Annotated in this window: 15 protein-coding genes and 1 pseudogene; 6 read left to right on the plus strand and 10 right to left on the minus strand. The window is 62.8% G+C overall.

Going from position 1 to position 13,967, the window contains the following annotated elements; all coding sequences use genetic code 11:
• Positions 1–13: 13 nt before the first annotated feature.
• The 5 genes from SPH27_RS06480 to hpxU form a co-directional block, all read right to left on the minus strand.
• The gene (locus tag SPH27_RS06480; RefSeq protein ID WP_032638731.1) at positions 14–751 is read right to left on the minus strand and encodes an amino acid ABC transporter ATP-binding protein; all 738 of its coding nucleotides are present in this window, start codon (positions 749–751) and stop codon (positions 14–16) included.
• Positions 732–1,388, minus strand: coding sequence for an amino acid ABC transporter permease (locus SPH27_RS06485; RefSeq protein WP_182071704.1), 657 nt, complete (start codon positions 1,386–1,388; stop codon positions 732–734). The genes SPH27_RS06480 and SPH27_RS06485 overlap by 20 nt, the downstream gene beginning before the upstream one ends.
• Positions 1,388–2,053, minus strand: a complete 666-nt coding sequence (locus SPH27_RS06490; protein WP_182071679.1) for an amino acid ABC transporter permease — start codon at positions 2,051–2,053, stop codon at positions 1,388–1,390. Before SPH27_RS06490 ends, SPH27_RS06485 begins: the two co-directional genes overlap by 1 nt.
• A 4-nt stretch (positions 2,054–2,057) precedes the next feature.
• On the minus strand, positions 2,058–2,840 hold the full coding sequence (locus SPH27_RS06495; protein ID WP_023311064.1) for a transporter substrate-binding domain-containing protein: 783 nt from the start codon (positions 2,838–2,840) through the stop codon (positions 2,058–2,060).
• 191 nt (positions 2,841–3,031) lie between these two features.
• Entirely contained in the window at positions 3,032–3,871 is an 840-nt protein-coding gene (gene hpxU, locus SPH27_RS06500) for a MurR/RpiR family transcriptional regulator HpxU (RefSeq protein ID WP_039261664.1), read from the minus strand.
• Between the two features lie 143 nt (positions 3,872–4,014).
• Between hpxU and hpxW the strand changes: the two genes are divergently transcribed.
• Genes hpxW through hpxZ form a run of 4 tightly spaced genes read left to right on the plus strand, consistent with a single transcriptional unit; the run spans position 4,015 to position 7,574 of the window.
• On the plus strand, positions 4,015–5,598 hold the full coding sequence (hpxW, locus tag SPH27_RS06505; RefSeq protein WP_182071680.1) for an oxamate amidohydrolase: 1,584 nt from the start codon (positions 4,015–4,017) through the stop codon (positions 5,596–5,598).
• A gap of 10 nt (positions 5,599–5,608) precedes the next feature.
• Complete coding sequence (hpxX, locus tag SPH27_RS06510; RefSeq protein ID WP_033145148.1) at positions 5,609–5,797, plus strand: oxalurate catabolism protein HpxX; 189 nt, start codon at positions 5,609–5,611, stop codon at positions 5,795–5,797.
• The gene (locus SPH27_RS06515; RefSeq protein WP_047061531.1) at positions 5,794–7,191 is read left to right on the plus strand and encodes an AtzE family amidohydrolase; all 1,398 of its coding nucleotides are present in this window, start codon (positions 5,794–5,796) and stop codon (positions 7,189–7,191) included. Before hpxX ends, SPH27_RS06515 begins: the two co-directional genes overlap by 4 nt.
• Complete coding sequence (hpxZ, locus tag SPH27_RS06520; RefSeq protein ID WP_042718752.1) at positions 7,188–7,574, plus strand: oxalurate catabolism protein HpxZ; 387 nt, start codon at positions 7,188–7,190, stop codon at positions 7,572–7,574. The genes SPH27_RS06515 and hpxZ overlap by 4 nt, the downstream gene beginning before the upstream one ends.
• A gap of 48 nt (positions 7,575–7,622) precedes the next feature.
• Here hpxZ and puuE read toward each other — a convergent pair whose 3' ends face one another.
• From puuE to SPH27_RS06535, 3 genes and pseudogenes are all read right to left on the minus strand, one after another.
• A complete protein-coding gene (gene puuE, locus SPH27_RS06525) occupies positions 7,623–8,522 on the minus strand; it encodes an allantoinase PuuE (protein ID WP_233476988.1) in 900 nt (299 codons plus the stop codon).
• Positions 8,440–9,314: pseudogene (hpxA, locus tag SPH27_RS06530) on the minus strand (allantoin racemase). Before hpxA ends, puuE begins: the two are co-directional and overlap by 83 nt.
• Positions 9,314–10,030, minus strand: coding sequence for a GntR family transcriptional regulator (locus SPH27_RS06535; protein WP_010429412.1), 717 nt, complete (start codon positions 10,028–10,030; stop codon positions 9,314–9,316). Before SPH27_RS06535 ends, hpxA begins: the two are co-directional and overlap by 1 nt.
• Positions 10,031–10,174: 144 nt before the next feature.
• Between SPH27_RS06535 and SPH27_RS06540 the strand changes: the two genes are divergently transcribed.
• Both SPH27_RS06540 and guaD read left to right on the plus strand, forming a co-directional pair.
• Positions 10,175–11,671, plus strand: coding sequence for an NCS1 family nucleobase:cation symporter-1 (locus tag SPH27_RS06540; protein WP_029741848.1), 1,497 nt, complete (start codon positions 10,175–10,177; stop codon positions 11,669–11,671).
• 102 nt (positions 11,672–11,773) lie between these two features.
• Positions 11,774–13,090, plus strand: coding sequence for a guanine deaminase (gene guaD / locus SPH27_RS06545; RefSeq protein WP_182071682.1), 1,317 nt, complete (start codon positions 11,774–11,776; stop codon positions 13,088–13,090).
• Here guaD and uraH read toward each other — a convergent pair.
• Both uraH and uraD read right to left on the minus strand, forming a co-directional pair.
• Entirely contained in the window at positions 13,070–13,393 is a 324-nt protein-coding gene (gene uraH, locus SPH27_RS06550; protein WP_182071683.1) for a hydroxyisourate hydrolase, read from the minus strand. The genes guaD and uraH overlap by 21 nt on opposite strands.
• Positions 13,390–13,890, minus strand: coding sequence for a 2-oxo-4-hydroxy-4-carboxy-5-ureidoimidazoline decarboxylase (uraD, locus tag SPH27_RS06555; protein ID WP_182071684.1), 501 nt, complete (start codon positions 13,888–13,890; stop codon positions 13,390–13,392). The genes uraH and uraD overlap by 4 nt, the downstream gene beginning before the upstream one ends.
• Positions 13,891–13,967: the final 77 nt, after the last annotated feature.

Below are 13,967 nucleotides of genomic sequence, written 5' to 3' on the forward strand. Positions count from 1 at the left end.
TGTTAAGTCCTTATCAGTTGAGGCCGCGCACGGAGGAGATGAACTGCTTCAGTTCCGTGGTCTGCGGGTTGGCGAACAGCGTTTTGCTGTCGCCCTGCTCCCAGACTTTCCCCTGGTGCATAAACACCACGCGGTCGCCCACTTCGCGGGCAAAATTCATTTCATGGGTAACAAGTATGAGCGTCATCCCCTCGGCCGCCAGCTGCTCCAGCACCTTGAGCACTTCGCCCACCAGCTCCGGGTCGAGCGCGGAGGTGATCTCGTCGCAGAGTAAAACTTTCGGCGACATCGCCAGCGCGCGGGCAATCGCCACGCGCTGCTGCTGGCCGCCGGAGAGACTCGACGGGTAGTAATCCAGACGATCGCCTAAGCCCACTTTCTCCAGCATCTGCTGCGCCAGCTCGCGGCATTCGGCGGCGCTTTTCTTCAGCACCCGACGCGGGGCGAGCATCACGTTTTCCAGCGCCGTCATGTGCGGAAACAGGTTGAAGCTCTGGAACACCATCCCGACCGAGCGGCTGATTTCGCGCGCCTGAGAATCCCGGTCGGTAATGGTCATGCCGCCCAGCTTGATGCTGCCGTCCTGATAGCCTTCCAGTCCGTTGATGCAGCGCAGCAGCGTGCTTTTGCCCGATCCGCTGCGCCCGATAATGGAGATCACCTGGCCCATGTCGATATCCAGATCGACGCCCTTGAGCACGTGGTTATCGCCGTAGTACTTCTGCACCTGATTAATGGTGATGAGAGGCATTGAATTTCGTCTCCAGATAGCGGCTGTAGCGCGACAGCGGATAACACAGAATAAAGTAGCCGAGCGCCACCAGCGCAAAGACCTTAAACGGCTGATACGTCACGTTGGTCAGCATGGTCCCGGCCTTGGTCAGCTCGATAAAACCGATAATCGACGCCAGCGCGGTGCCCTTGATCACCTGCACGGCAAAGCCGACCGTCGGGGCGATACCGATGCGCAGCGCCTGCGGGGCGACCACGCGAAACAGGGTCTGGCCAAAGGTCAGCCCCAGACAGCGCGAGGCTTCCCACTGCCCCTTGGGCAGAGCGCGAATGCTGCCGAACCAGATATCGAGCAGAAACGCGCTGGTGTAGAAGGTGAGCGCCAGCGAGGCGGCGGTCCACGGCGAGACGTCGATGCCGAACAGCGCCACGCCGAAGAAGGCCAGGAACAGCTGCATCAGCAGCGGCGTGCCCTGAAACAGCTCAATATAGCCGCGGATGATGCGCCTGACCGTGCTCCCGCCCTTCAGGCGCAGCAGCAGGAGCGGCAGCGTCACCGCCGCCCCGCCGACAAACGCCACCAGCGACAGCAGCACCGTCCAGCGCCCGGCCAGCAGCAGGTTGCGAATAATGTCCCAGTCGGTAAAGGTGGTCATCATGCCTGCACCCCCAGCCATTTGCGTCCCGCCGCCATCATCAGCTGGCGAAGGGTAATCGACAGCGCTAAGTAAATCCCGGTTGTCACCAGATAAACCTCAAAGCTCAGAAACGTTCTGGACTGGATCAGGTTGGCGGCGAAGGTCAGCTCTTCATACGAGACCTGCGACACCACCGACGAGCCGAGCATCACGATGATGCACTGGCTCACCAGCGCCGGGTAAATGCGCTGCAGCGCGGGCGGCAGCACCACGCGGATAAAGGTCTGCAGGCGGGTTAGCCCCAGCACGCGTCCGGCTTCCCACTGCCCTTTCGGCGTGACCTGAATGCCCGCGCGGATAATCTCGGTGCTGTAGGCGCCCAGGTTCACCACCATGGCCAGCAGCGCCGCTTCCCCCGCCGTCATCTTCATCCCCAGGTTCGGCAGGCCGAAGACGATGAAAAACAGCTGCACCACAAACGGCGTGTTGCGGATGGTCTCCACGTACGCGCCCCAGATCCGGCTGTACCACGTTGGGCGCGCGCTGCGGATCGCCGCCCCGAAAATCCCTATTGCCAGCCCGCCGACGGTCGCCATCACCGTCAGCTGAACGGTGACCCACAGCCCCGCCAGCAGCTCCGGCCAGTGCGGCCAGAGCGCGGAGAAATCAAGTTGCTCCGTCATCGGCTCAGGCGCCAAGGTTTGCCGGCAGCGGGGCCTTCAGCCATTGCTCGGACAGGCCGTTCAGCGTGCCGTCCTTGATGCCCTGCTCAATCAGCGCGTCCACTTTTGCCTTCAGGGCCGGTTCGTTTTTCTTCAGGCCAATAAAGCACGGCGAATCTTTCAGCATAAAGCTCGGCACCGGGGCTTTATCCGCGTTCTGGCGCGAAATAGCCGCCACCACCAGGTTGCCGGTTGCCACGTACTGCACCTGTCCGGAGAGGTAGGCGGAGAGCGTGGTGTTGTTGTCTTCGTAGCGCTTCACGTCCGCGTCTTTCGGCGCCAGGCCGGTCAGCACCATGTCTTCCACCGCCCCGCGCGTCACGCCGATGGTTTTTCCGCTCAGCGCGGCGGCATCCTTCAGCTCGGCCCCTTTCGGACCAAACACGCCGAGGAAGAACGGCGCGTAGGCGCGGCTGAAGTCGATCACCTTCTCGCGCTCCGGGTTTTTACCGAGGCTTGAAATGACCAGATCCACCTTATCGGTTTGCAGGTACGGCACGCGGTTGGCGCTGGTCACCGGCACCAGCTGCAGCTTGAGCTTCATCTGTTTGGCCAGATAGCGCGCCATGTCGATGTCATAGCCCTGCGGCTGCAGATCGGTCCCCACCGAGCCAAACGGCGGGAAGTCCTGCGGAACGGCAATGCGAATGGTGCCGCGCTTCTCGATATCCTGAAGCTGGTCGGCCTTTGCCGGCAGCTGTGTGAAGAGACATGCGGCCCCGGCCAGTGCAATCAACAATTTTTTCATGGTGCTTCCCCGTAACGTTAACATGAAACAAAAGATTCTTTGAATGTGATTTTGCAACTAATGTGCCAGATAGGGCGAAGCGGGAAATTTTGTTGTAAAGCCTGATAAAACACGGACGGGTCGAAAAAACCTGCGTTTCCCCGACCCGCCACATGCACCATTTCAATGCAAAGCACCAGCCTGATGCCCCATTATCGTTGTTCGAGTTCGTCCAGCTGCTGGTAAAGGGAGGCAATCTCGTGAATGCGCGGACGGCCTTTATCGAGAATTTCATGCAGGAAGGCGTTTGCCAGCAGGTTGATCAGGCTATTAACCGAGGAGTAGCTGTCATAGGCCGAGACGCTGTCCAGCGGGGCGCAGAGCTGCCAGCTCGCCAGCGGAAACAGGCTGTGCGCCTGCGGCTCGCACATCAGCAGCACCGGAATACCGCGACTCTGAAGCTGCTGCATCAGCGGGCGGATAATGCGCGGGCGGCGGCGAAAGGCCATCATGACCACCAGATCGTCCGGCGTTAAATCCACCAGCTCCTCGCTCAGGCTCTGCCCCGGCTGCGGCAGGACCAGCACCTGACCGCGCGCCTGCAGCAGCTGCTGGCGCAGGTGCAGCGCCGCCGGATAGGCGTTACGCATGCCGATAATGACGATGCGCCGCGCCTTCACCATGCAGGCCATCGCGTCGGCAAACTGCTGCGCGTCGAGGGCGTTGACCCACTGGGTCAGGTTCGCCATCTCCTGCTTATAGTGGCGCGCCAGCAGCGTATTGCCCTGCACCGCGTCGCGGTTATCGGTGAGCGGCATCCCGCTCTGGCGCAGGGTGCGCAGCTCGTCGCGCATGTCCTTATATTTCTCATAGCCCAGACGCTTAAACAGACGGCTAACCGTGGCTTTCGACACCCCGCTCAGCTGCGCCAGCTCGGCGCTGTTGTAGCTAATGAGATCGTCAAAATGATCGAAAATAAAGTCCGCCACCCGCTGCTCCTGCGGCGACAGCGACGGGTACTGTGCTTTCAGACGTTCATCCAGTTGTTCCATAGCGCCTCTGTAACTTTTGTTTCATCACATTGTACCTTTTATTATGCGTATTCATTATACGTGCCAGTTTACTGAAACTTTTCTTTCAGAACTGGAACAGCTTTTGCAGCGCCTTGTGACTTTCAGGGTTACGAGGATTCTATATGCAAAGTAATGTCTCCACGCACGGCATGGCCGTTGCGCCCCACCATCTTGCCAGCCAGAGCGCGCTGGCTGTGCTGCGCGAAGGCGGCAGCGCGATAGAGGCGATGGTCGCCGCGGCGGCCACCGTTGCCGTCGTTTACCCGCACATGAACGGGCTGGGCGGCGATGGCTTCTGGCTTATCGTGCCACCGGAAGGCGAACCTGTCGCCATTGACGCCAGCGGCGCGGCGGGATCGCGCGCGACGCTCGCCGCCTACGACGGTCTGGCGCATATCCCCCATCGCGGCCCCCGCGCGGCGCTGACCGTCGCCGGCACGGTGAGCGGCTGGGACGAGGCGCTGAAGGTCTCGCGCGAGTTGACAGGCAAGGCGCTGCCGCTGGCCCGCCTGCTGGCCGACGCCATTGACTATGCGCAGAACGGCACGCCGGTTACGGCCTCTCAGGCCCATGCCACGGCCAGCAAATTCGACGAGCTGAAATCCATCCCCGGCTTCGCGGAAACCTGGCTGGTGGACGGCAAGCCGCCAGAGGTCGGGAGCCGCTTTTACCAGCCCGCCATGGCCACGACGTTGACGCGCCTGGTGGAAGACGGTCTGGACAGCTTTTACCGCGGCCCGCTGGCGGACGTGCTGGCGCACGGCATGGAGACGCTGGGCCTGCCCGTGACGCTGGCCGATCTCAACGCCCACGCCGCCCGACGTACCGTGCCGCTGAAGCTGCAGCATCAGCAGGGGGAGATCTTTAACCACGCCCCGCCGACGCAGGGGCTGGTCTCGCTGGCGATACTCGGCATCACCGACCGCCTGAACATGGCCGAGGCCGACGACGCCGATACCATTCACCGCATCGTTGAAGCCACCAAGCTGGCCTTTGGCCTGCGCGATGCCCACATTACCGACCCGCGCGAGCTGAAAACCGATATTCAGGGTCTGCTGGATCCCGCCGCCCTGCAGGCGCTTGCCGACAGGGTTGACGACGGCCGCGCCGCGCCGTGGGGGACCGGAAAAGGCCCCGGCGATACGGTGTGGATGGGAGTGATGGATAACAGCGGGATTGCCGTGTCGTTTATCCAGAGTATCTATCACGAGTTCGGCAGCGGCGTGGTGCTGCCCGACACCGGCATCGTCTGGCAGAACCGGGGCGCATCGTTCAGCCTCGATCCCGCTAGCCTTCTGGCCCTCGCGCCGGGCAAACAGCCCTTCCATACCCTGAACCCGGCGGCGGCGCGTCTTAAGGACGGGCGCGTGATGGTCTACGGATCGATGGGCGGTGACGGACAGCCGCAAACCCAGGCCGCGCTTTTTACCCGCTACGCGATTCAGGGCGTGCCTTTACAGGAGAGCATTTCCCGCCCGCGCTGGCTGCTGGGGCGCACCTGGGGACAAACCTCGGACACGTTAAAGCTGGAAGGACGCTTTACCGCTGAGACGGTCTCACGGCTTCAGGCACTCGGGCACGAGGTGGAAATGTTCCCTGACTTCAGCGAAGCGATGGGCCACGCGGGCGCGATTGTCCGCCACCCCAGCGGGCTGTTCGAAGGGGCATTTGACCCGCGCAGCAACGGCGCGGCCGCCGGATTCTGAGGAGAAAACTATGACGACACAACAACCCGACTGGCAGGCGTATCTGGCGCAAATGGAGTCCGTGCTCGGCGTGACGCTGGACGATGCCCGCCGCGCCGAGCTGCAGGTGCAGTTCAGCCGCATAGCAAACATGGCCGCCCCGCTGATGGCGCTGCCGCTCGATGACCGTCTGGAGATCGCAGGAGTGTACAAAGCATGAGGCTACACGAGATGAGTATCAGCGCGATCCAGCATGCGCTGGGCGCGGGCGAGCTGAGCGCTCGCGAAATTGCCCGCCAGACGCTGGAGGCGATTGCGCGCGTTAACCCGCAGATCGGCGCCTGGACCGCCGTGACGGAAGCACGCATGCTCGCCGAGGCCGAGAGCATCGATACCCTGCGCCGCGAAAAGCGCCCCCTGCCCCCGCTGGCGGGCGTGCCCTACGCGGTAAAAAACCTGTTCGACGTTGCCGGCCACACCACCCTTGCCGGGGCAGAGCTGTTCAGCCAGCGCCCCGCCGCGGCCGCTGACAGCTTCGCGGTGCGCCAGCTGCGCAGCGCGGGCGGGCTGCTGACCGGGATGGTGAACATGGACGCCTACGCCTACGGCTTCACGACCGAAAACAGCCACTACGGCACGACGCGTAACCCGCACGATCTGGCGCGCATTGCGGGCGGCTCGTCCGGGGGCTCGGCCGCCGCCGTGGCCGCCGGGCTGGTGCACTTTTCGCTCGGCACCGACACCAACGGCTCGATTCGCGTTCCGGCCTCCCTGTGCGGCATCTACGGCCTGAAGCCCACCTTTGGACGCCTGTCGCGATCCGGCAGCCATCCGTTTGTCGCGAGCCTCGATCATATCGGCCCCTTTGCCCGCCGCGTGTGCGACCTGGCGTCCGTCTACGATGCGCTGCAGGGGCGGGACAGCAGCGACGCTTTTCAGGCAGAGAGCTCGCGCGAGCAGACGCGCCCCCTGCTCGATCGCGGGCTTGACGGCCTGCGCTGCGCGGTGCTCGGCGGCTACTTCGCCACCTGGTGCGATGCGGATGCCAGAGACGCCGTGGCGCGGGTGGCGAAGGCGCTCGACGTGCGGGATGAGCTGCAGTTCCCGGACGCCGAGCTGGCGCGCTCCGCGGCGTTTATCATCAGCGCCTCCGAAGGGGGAAACCAGTACCTGCCGGCGCTTCGCCGCGAGCCCGAGCGTTTTGAGCCGCACTCCCGGGAACGCCTGCTGGCAGGCGCGATGATCCCCTCCGCCTGGTACATTCAGGCCCAGCGGTTTCGCGCGCACGCCCGACAGGCGTTTAAAACCCTGTTCGCGCAGGCCGACGTGCTGATCGCGCCGGCAACGCCGCGCAGCGCCACGCTCGCGGGTGAGCAGACCATGGAGATTAACGGTCAGCCGCTCCCCATTCGCGCCAGCATGGGGATGCTGACCCAGCCGATTTCATTTCTGGGCCTGCCCGTGACCACCGTTCCGCTGCGCACAGCACAGGGTGCGCCGATTGGCCTGCAGCTGATTGCCGCGCCGTTTAACGAGCAGGCCTGCCTGCGCGCCGCGCGCGTGCTGGAAGAGAGCGGCATCGCCGACGCCCGTCCGGCGGAGGTGGACGCATGATGAATCACGATGACATTAACCTGCCGTGGGTGGTTGCCGAGGTGACCGCCGCGTTTTATCGCTATGAAGACGCGCTGGTGAGCAACAACGTTGCGGTGCTGGACGAGCTGTTCTGGCACGACAAAAACACGGTGCGTCTGGGGGCGGGTGAAAACCTGTACGGGATTGATGAAATCCGCGCCTTTCGGGCGGCGCGCCCGTCCGCCGGGCTGCAGCGGACGCTGCGCCACACAGTGATTACCACCTTCGGGGAGGATTATGCCGTGTGCAGCACCGAGTTTACCCGCGAGGGCACGGAACGCATTGGCCGCCAGCAGCAGACGTGGGTGCGGTTTGCCTACGGATGGCGGATCGTGGCGGCACAGGTGAGTTTGATGTCGTAGTCCTAGGCCGGGTAAGGCGCAGCCGCCACCCGGCTAAACACGGCTCAGTTATTTCTGAAACGGATGCACATCCCGCCAGTGGTCGGCAATCTGCTGGCGGGTACAGACCCACACCCGCTCGTGCTGCTGCACGTAATCCAGGAACCGCTGCAGCGCGCGAAAACGCCCCGGCCGCCCCAGCAGGCGGCAGTGCATGCCGATGGACATCATCTTCGGCGCGCGTTCCCCCTCTTCGTACAGCACGTCAAAACTGTCCTTCAGATACGTATAAAACTGCTCGGCTGTGTTAAACCCCTGCGCGGTGGCGAAGCGCATGTCGTTCGCATCCAGCGTATACGGCACGATCAGGTGCGGTTTACGGGAGCCGTCGCTGCAGGCCACTTCCGTCCAGAAGGGCAGATCGTCGCCGTAGTAGTCGCTGTCATAGTCGAAGCCTCCGTGCTCCACCACCAGCTGGCGGGTGTTGGGGCTGTCGCGCCCGGTGTACCAGCCCGTCGGTGGCTTGCCGAAAAGGTCGGTCAACACGTGCACCGCCTTGTGCAGGTGTTCGCGCTCCTGGCTGATATCCATGCTCTGGTAGTGGATCCAGCGCCAGCCGTGACTGACCACGTCATAATCCGCACTCTTGATAGCCTCAACGATCTCCGGGTGACGCGCCAGCGCCATCGCCACGCCAAAGACCGTCAGCGGCAGGCCACGCTTTTGAAATTCACTGTGGATCCGCCAGAATCCGGCGCGGCTGCCGTATTCGTAGAGGGAGTCCATCGACATGTGTTTATCCGGGTAGCTGGCCGCGCCGATAATGTCCGACAGGAACTGCTCGGATCCGGCATCGCCGTGCAGAACGTGGTTTTCCGCCCCTTCCTCATAATTGAGCACAAACTGCACGGCGATGCGCGCCTGGTTCGGCCACCGCGCGTGCGGCGGGTTTCCCGCGTAGCCGCGCAGATCCCGCGGGTAATCCTGTTCAAAAAGCCCCATTGCCACCCCCAAAAATTAAAATGGATTCAGTGCCTGAAACTGTCCGCTTAACGCTTTTTTCTCCGGGAAGGCCAGATCCCCGTGCTTGCTGGTCGACAGCCCCAGCGCCACCAGCGACTCCACCATCTTCACCGCCGCGCTGACGCCGTCGATGACCGGCACGCGCAGCTCGCGCGTCAGCTCCTGCGCCAGCGTCGCCATTCCACCGCAGCCCAGCACGATGGCGCCGCAGCCGTCCTCTTTCAGCGCCTGTATACAGCGCGCGCGCACCTTCTCCTGCGCCAGACCGCTGCCGTCCTCCAGCGCCAGCACCGGGAGATCGATAGCGTGCAGCGCCGCGCAGCGATCGTGAAAGCCATACTGGTGCAGCAGATGGCGGGCAATAATCAGCGTGCGCGGCAGCGTGGTGACCACCGAAAAGCGCGTCGCCACCAGCGTCGCCATATGCATGGCGGCTTCCGCAATGCCCACCACCGGCCCCTGCGCCAGCTCGCGCGCCGCCAGCAGGCCCGGATCGCCAAAGCAGGCGATGACGTGACCGTCCACGCCCTGCTCTCTGCCGAGCTTAACCTGTTCGAGAACCCCCACGGCGGCGACGGCCTCATCAAAGTGGCCTTCTATAGACGGCACGCCCGCGCTCGGGCAAACCGCGAGGATCTCCGTACCCGGCGCCGCCACCGCGCGGGCCGCCGCGCCGATGGTTTCCGTCATCGCGAGGCTGGTGTTGGGGTTGATCACTTGTATACGGACAGAGGACATTACGACTCCTTGTGGCCGGCAAACAGCCGGGCAAAATCAGGCAGACACTCGCCCGCCCGCTCGAAGCAGAGGCTGGCGACGATATGTTCAAAATGGTGCATTAAGGCGTCGCTGAGCGGCTGTAGCGCCTTCTGGCGCAGCAGATCCACAAGCTGTTCGTGGTCGTTGCAGCGACAGCCCTGACGCCACGGCGCGCCCCAGGTGGCAATCACCAGCGACGAGCGCTGGCTCAGGCCGGTCACCATCTCCGTCAGCACCTGGTTGCCGGAGATGGCCTGCAGCTGAATGTGGAAATTGGCGGAGTGGCGAATTGCCGCCGGGCCGTCGTACGCCTCGTGCGCCTGCTGCTCCTGGCGAATAATGGCCTCCAGCGCGGCAAGGTGCGGCGGCTGGCAGCGGGCCAGCACGTCCGGCAGGTTGGCGACCTCCAGCAGGGCGCGGGTGCGGAAGATGTGCTGCGCCTCTTCCACCGTCGGGCTGGCAACGTGTGCACCACGCTTGGGCGTTAAGGTGACCATTTGCACAGCCGCGAGTCGCTGAAGCACCTTGCGGATGCCCGTGCGGCTTACGCCAAAGACCTCGGCCAGCGCCTCCTCCGGCAGTTTGCTCCCCGGCAGCAGCTGATGTTCGACAATCGCGGTCATCAGCGCCTGAAAGATCGATTCGTCTTTGTCATGCAGGTCTGGCGCGGTCTGCAGGGCGTTTATGTTGTTCATTCACCACTCCGTCTTTTACTCTTCGTTATCGAATCGTATACATAAAAATAAAATATTGCATACAAGATTTATTATTTTGGCCTGGATCCTGCAACACCGTCTGCACTCCCGCTTAACGGGTTTTCATTCACAGGAGCAGGTTTCATGCCAAACAGTCAAAACGCGCAGCAGGGTACGGCCGCTGATTCCGGTGCGGTTTACAGCCCACGTCTTTGCAATGAGGATCTGGCACCGACGCGTGACCAGAACTGGAGCTGGTACAACATCTTTTCGTTCTGGATGTCGGACGTCCACAGCATGGGGGGTTATGTTGTCGCCGCGAGCTTCTTTACGCTCGGGCTGGCAAGCTGGCAGGTGCTGCTGTGCCTGCTGGTGGGGATTTGTATCGTGCAGCTGTGCGCCAACCTGGTGGCTAAACCGAGCCAGATGGCGGGCGTGCCCTACGCGGTGATCAGCCGTCAGGCGTTTGGCGTGTTCGGGGCCAATATTCCGGCGGTGATCCGCGGGCTGATCGCCTTCGCGTGGTACGGCATTCAGACCTATCTGGCCGCCAACGCCCTGATGCTGGTGGCGCTGAAGTTCTGGCCGTCGCTCTCTTCGCTCACTACCGGCGCATTCCTGGGCCTGTCGCATCTCGGCTGGATCTGCTTTGCCATCATGTGGGTGCTGCAGGCGATGGTCTTCTGGCACGGCATGAGCGCCATCAAGCGCTTTATTGATATCGCCGGTCCGGCGGTCTACGTGGTGATGCTGGCCCTCGCAGGCTGGATTGTATACAAGACCGGTTTTGACGGCATTTCCTTCACTCTCGCCAGCAAATCCCTGAGCGCGGGGGAGCAGACCTGGCAGATGATCACCGCGACCGCGCTGGTGGTGTCTTACTTCTCCGGCCCGCTGCTCAACTTTGGCGACTTCTCCCGCTACGGCAAAAGCATGGGCGAGATCCGCCGCGGCAACCGCTGGGGGCTACCGTTTAACTTCCTGCTGTTCTCCATCGTCACCGTGGTGATTGTCTCCGGCACCCAGTCGCTGTTTGGCCGCATGATCACCGACCCGATCGAAACCGTCAGCCGCGTGGGCAACGATCTGGCCGTGGCGATTGGCCTGCTGACGATGATCACCGCCACCATCGGGATCAACATCGTCGCGAACTTTGTCTCCCCGGCGTTTGATTTCTCTAACTGCTCGCCGCAGAAAATCAGCTTCCGCACCGGGGGCATGATTGCCGCCGTCGGCTCGATCCTGCTTACCCCGTGGAACCTGTTCAACTCGCCGGAGCTTATCCACTACACCCTGGACGTGCTCGGGGCGTTCATCGGCCCGCTGTTCGGCATTCTGATTGCCGACTTCTACCTGATTAAGCGCGGCAAGGTGTCGGTTGACGATCTGTTCGACGACACGCCGAAGGGCAAATACTGGTACCGCAACGGTTTCAACCCGAAAGCCATTGGCGCGCTGATCCCGTCCGTTGCGGTGGGCCTGGTGATTAGCTTCATCCCGGCCCTGCATGAGGTGGCGAACTTCAGCTGGTTTATCGGCGTCTTCCTCGGCGGCGTGACCTACCGCTGGCTGGCGCGGGAAGATCGCGAGACGGCGGGCGCGACGTCGTTCAGCTCCCGCGTGGCGACGCAAAAAGAGTAACTTCATCCTTCCGGCCGCAGCCTATCTGCGGCCCGTTCATTCTGGCACCGTTCTTGCTGCGCCTTCTCACCCCGCTATGCAAACAATAAGGCAGGAACCATGATGGATTACCAGACAGCGATCCGCGGCGCATTTTTTGATATTGCCCAGGTCTGCGATAGCGCAGACGCGATTGCCCGGCACGCGCGCTACCTTGAGGACGGGGTGCTGTTTATACAGAACGGAAAAATTCTGGCGCACATGCCGTGGCAGGAGGGCGAGCAGTATCTTGACCCCCACAAGGGCTACACCGACCTGCGCGGTAAGCTACTGCTGCCCGGTTTTGTCGATACCCACGTCCATTATCCGCAAACGGAGATGATCGGCGCCTTTGGCGAACAGCTGCTGGAGTGGCTGACCACCTACACCTTCCCGGTGGAGAGCCAGTTTTCCGATGAAGCCTACGCGAAAGAGATCGCCGAATTTTTCATTCAGCAGCTGGTGAGCAACGGCACCACCACCGCGCTGGTGTTTTGCACGCTGCATCCGGAATCGGTCGAGGCGCTGTTTACCGAAGCCCTGCGCCTCAACATGCGCCTTATCGCCGGAAAGGTGATGATGGACAGACACGCGCCGGACTATCTGAGCGAAGACGCGAAGCAGAGCTACCGGCAGACGCGGGCGCTGATCCAGCGCTGGCACCACCGGGGACGGCTGGGCTATGCCATTACCCCGCGCTTTGCGCCGACCTCATCCCCCGAGCTGCTCGCCGCGGTCAGCCTGCTCAGAGAAGAGTTCCCGGATACCTGGATGCAGACCCACCTGAGCGAAAATCCCAACGAAGTGGCCTGGGTGAGCGACCTCTGGCCGGAGCACGAGCGCTATCTGGACGTGTATCACCACTACGGCCTGACCGGCGAGCGCAGCGTGTTTGCCCACGCGATTCACCTTCACCACAGCGAGTGGCAGTGCCTGCATGACACCGGTTCGGCGGTGGCGTTTTGCCCCACCTCTAACCTGTTTCTCGGCAGCGGGCTGTTTCGCCTGCCCGCCTGCTGGCAGCACAGGGTGCGGATGGGCATCGGCACCGACGTCGGCGCGGGTACCACCTTCAGCATGCTGCGCACCCTGGGGGAAGCCTACAAGGTCGGCCAGCTTCAGAGCTACCGCCTGCGCGCCAGCGAAGCGTTTTACCACGCCACGCTGGGCGGCGCGCACGCCCTCAGGCTCGACGATAAGATTGGCAACTTCGCGCCCGGCAAAGAGGCGGATTTCGTGGTGATCGACCCTGACGTGACGCCGCTGCAGCGCCTGCGCAATCGCCGCTGTCAGGATATCTACGAGCAGCTTTTTGTGCTGATGACCCTCGGCGACGAGCGCAACATCAGCGAGACCTGGGTCAACGGCGAGCGGGTGTGGTCAACTTCCCCGGTAGGTTGACCACCCGCCGGGCGCAATCACAAACGGCAGGTGGAAATGCTCGTCTGCCGCTTCTCCCGTCACAAAATCAATTTGCGCGCAGGGGTAGAGCGTGTCGCGGCCGGTTTCGCTAAACCACGCGCCGATCTCCGCCACCAGCCGATAGCGGCCTGCGGGCAGAGAGGGAACGAACGCGGCGATGCGCCCCTGGACGTTGGTCACGCCCGAGGCCATTATTTCGCCCTCCCGTTCGAGATGAACCGTCACGCCCTCTGCGGGTTTGCCCGTCGAGATATCCAGAATATGGGTGCTGAGTGTGCTCATTCGCTAATGACTCCTTCCAGCCGTAGCAGCGTAATTTCCCGCAGCTGTTCCAGCGCGGCACGGACTTCCTGCGCGTCGCTGTTCTCCAGCCGCGCGTGCAGCGCCTGTAAAATCTCCTCGCCGCTGCGGCCCTTCGCGCGGATCAGAAACACGCGTCCGAAGCGGGCCTCGTAGCGGGCATTGCCCTCACGCAGCGCCCGGGCAAGGGCAGCATCGCCTTCATTCACCGCGCCCTGCTCCTGGCGCGACAGCGCCGCCTCCGCCTGTGAACCTGCGGGCTTTTCCCCGATGCGCGGATGGGCGCTCAGGGCCTGCGCCAGCACCGCTTCGTCCCAGTTTTGCGTCAGCGCGTTTGCCGTATCGAACAATTCCTCCCGGCTGGCGTAGGGTCGCCCCAGAGCCAGCGCATCGGCCCACTCGGGGAGCGCCACGCAGGGATGAATCAGCGCTAACGCCTTTTCGTGGGGAAGATGATTGAAGTCGTGCAGTGCGATCATAGCGTCTCCTTTATTGTCTTCCTCCGGGCTGTTGCACAAACCACGCCACTCTGAGCGCGGGCGTGAAACAGTCGATT

The sequence above is a fragment of the Enterobacter sp. A103 genome (assembly GCF_034427535.1).
Lineage (GTDB): Bacteria > Pseudomonadota > Gammaproteobacteria > Enterobacterales > Enterobacteriaceae > Enterobacter > Enterobacter asburiae_B.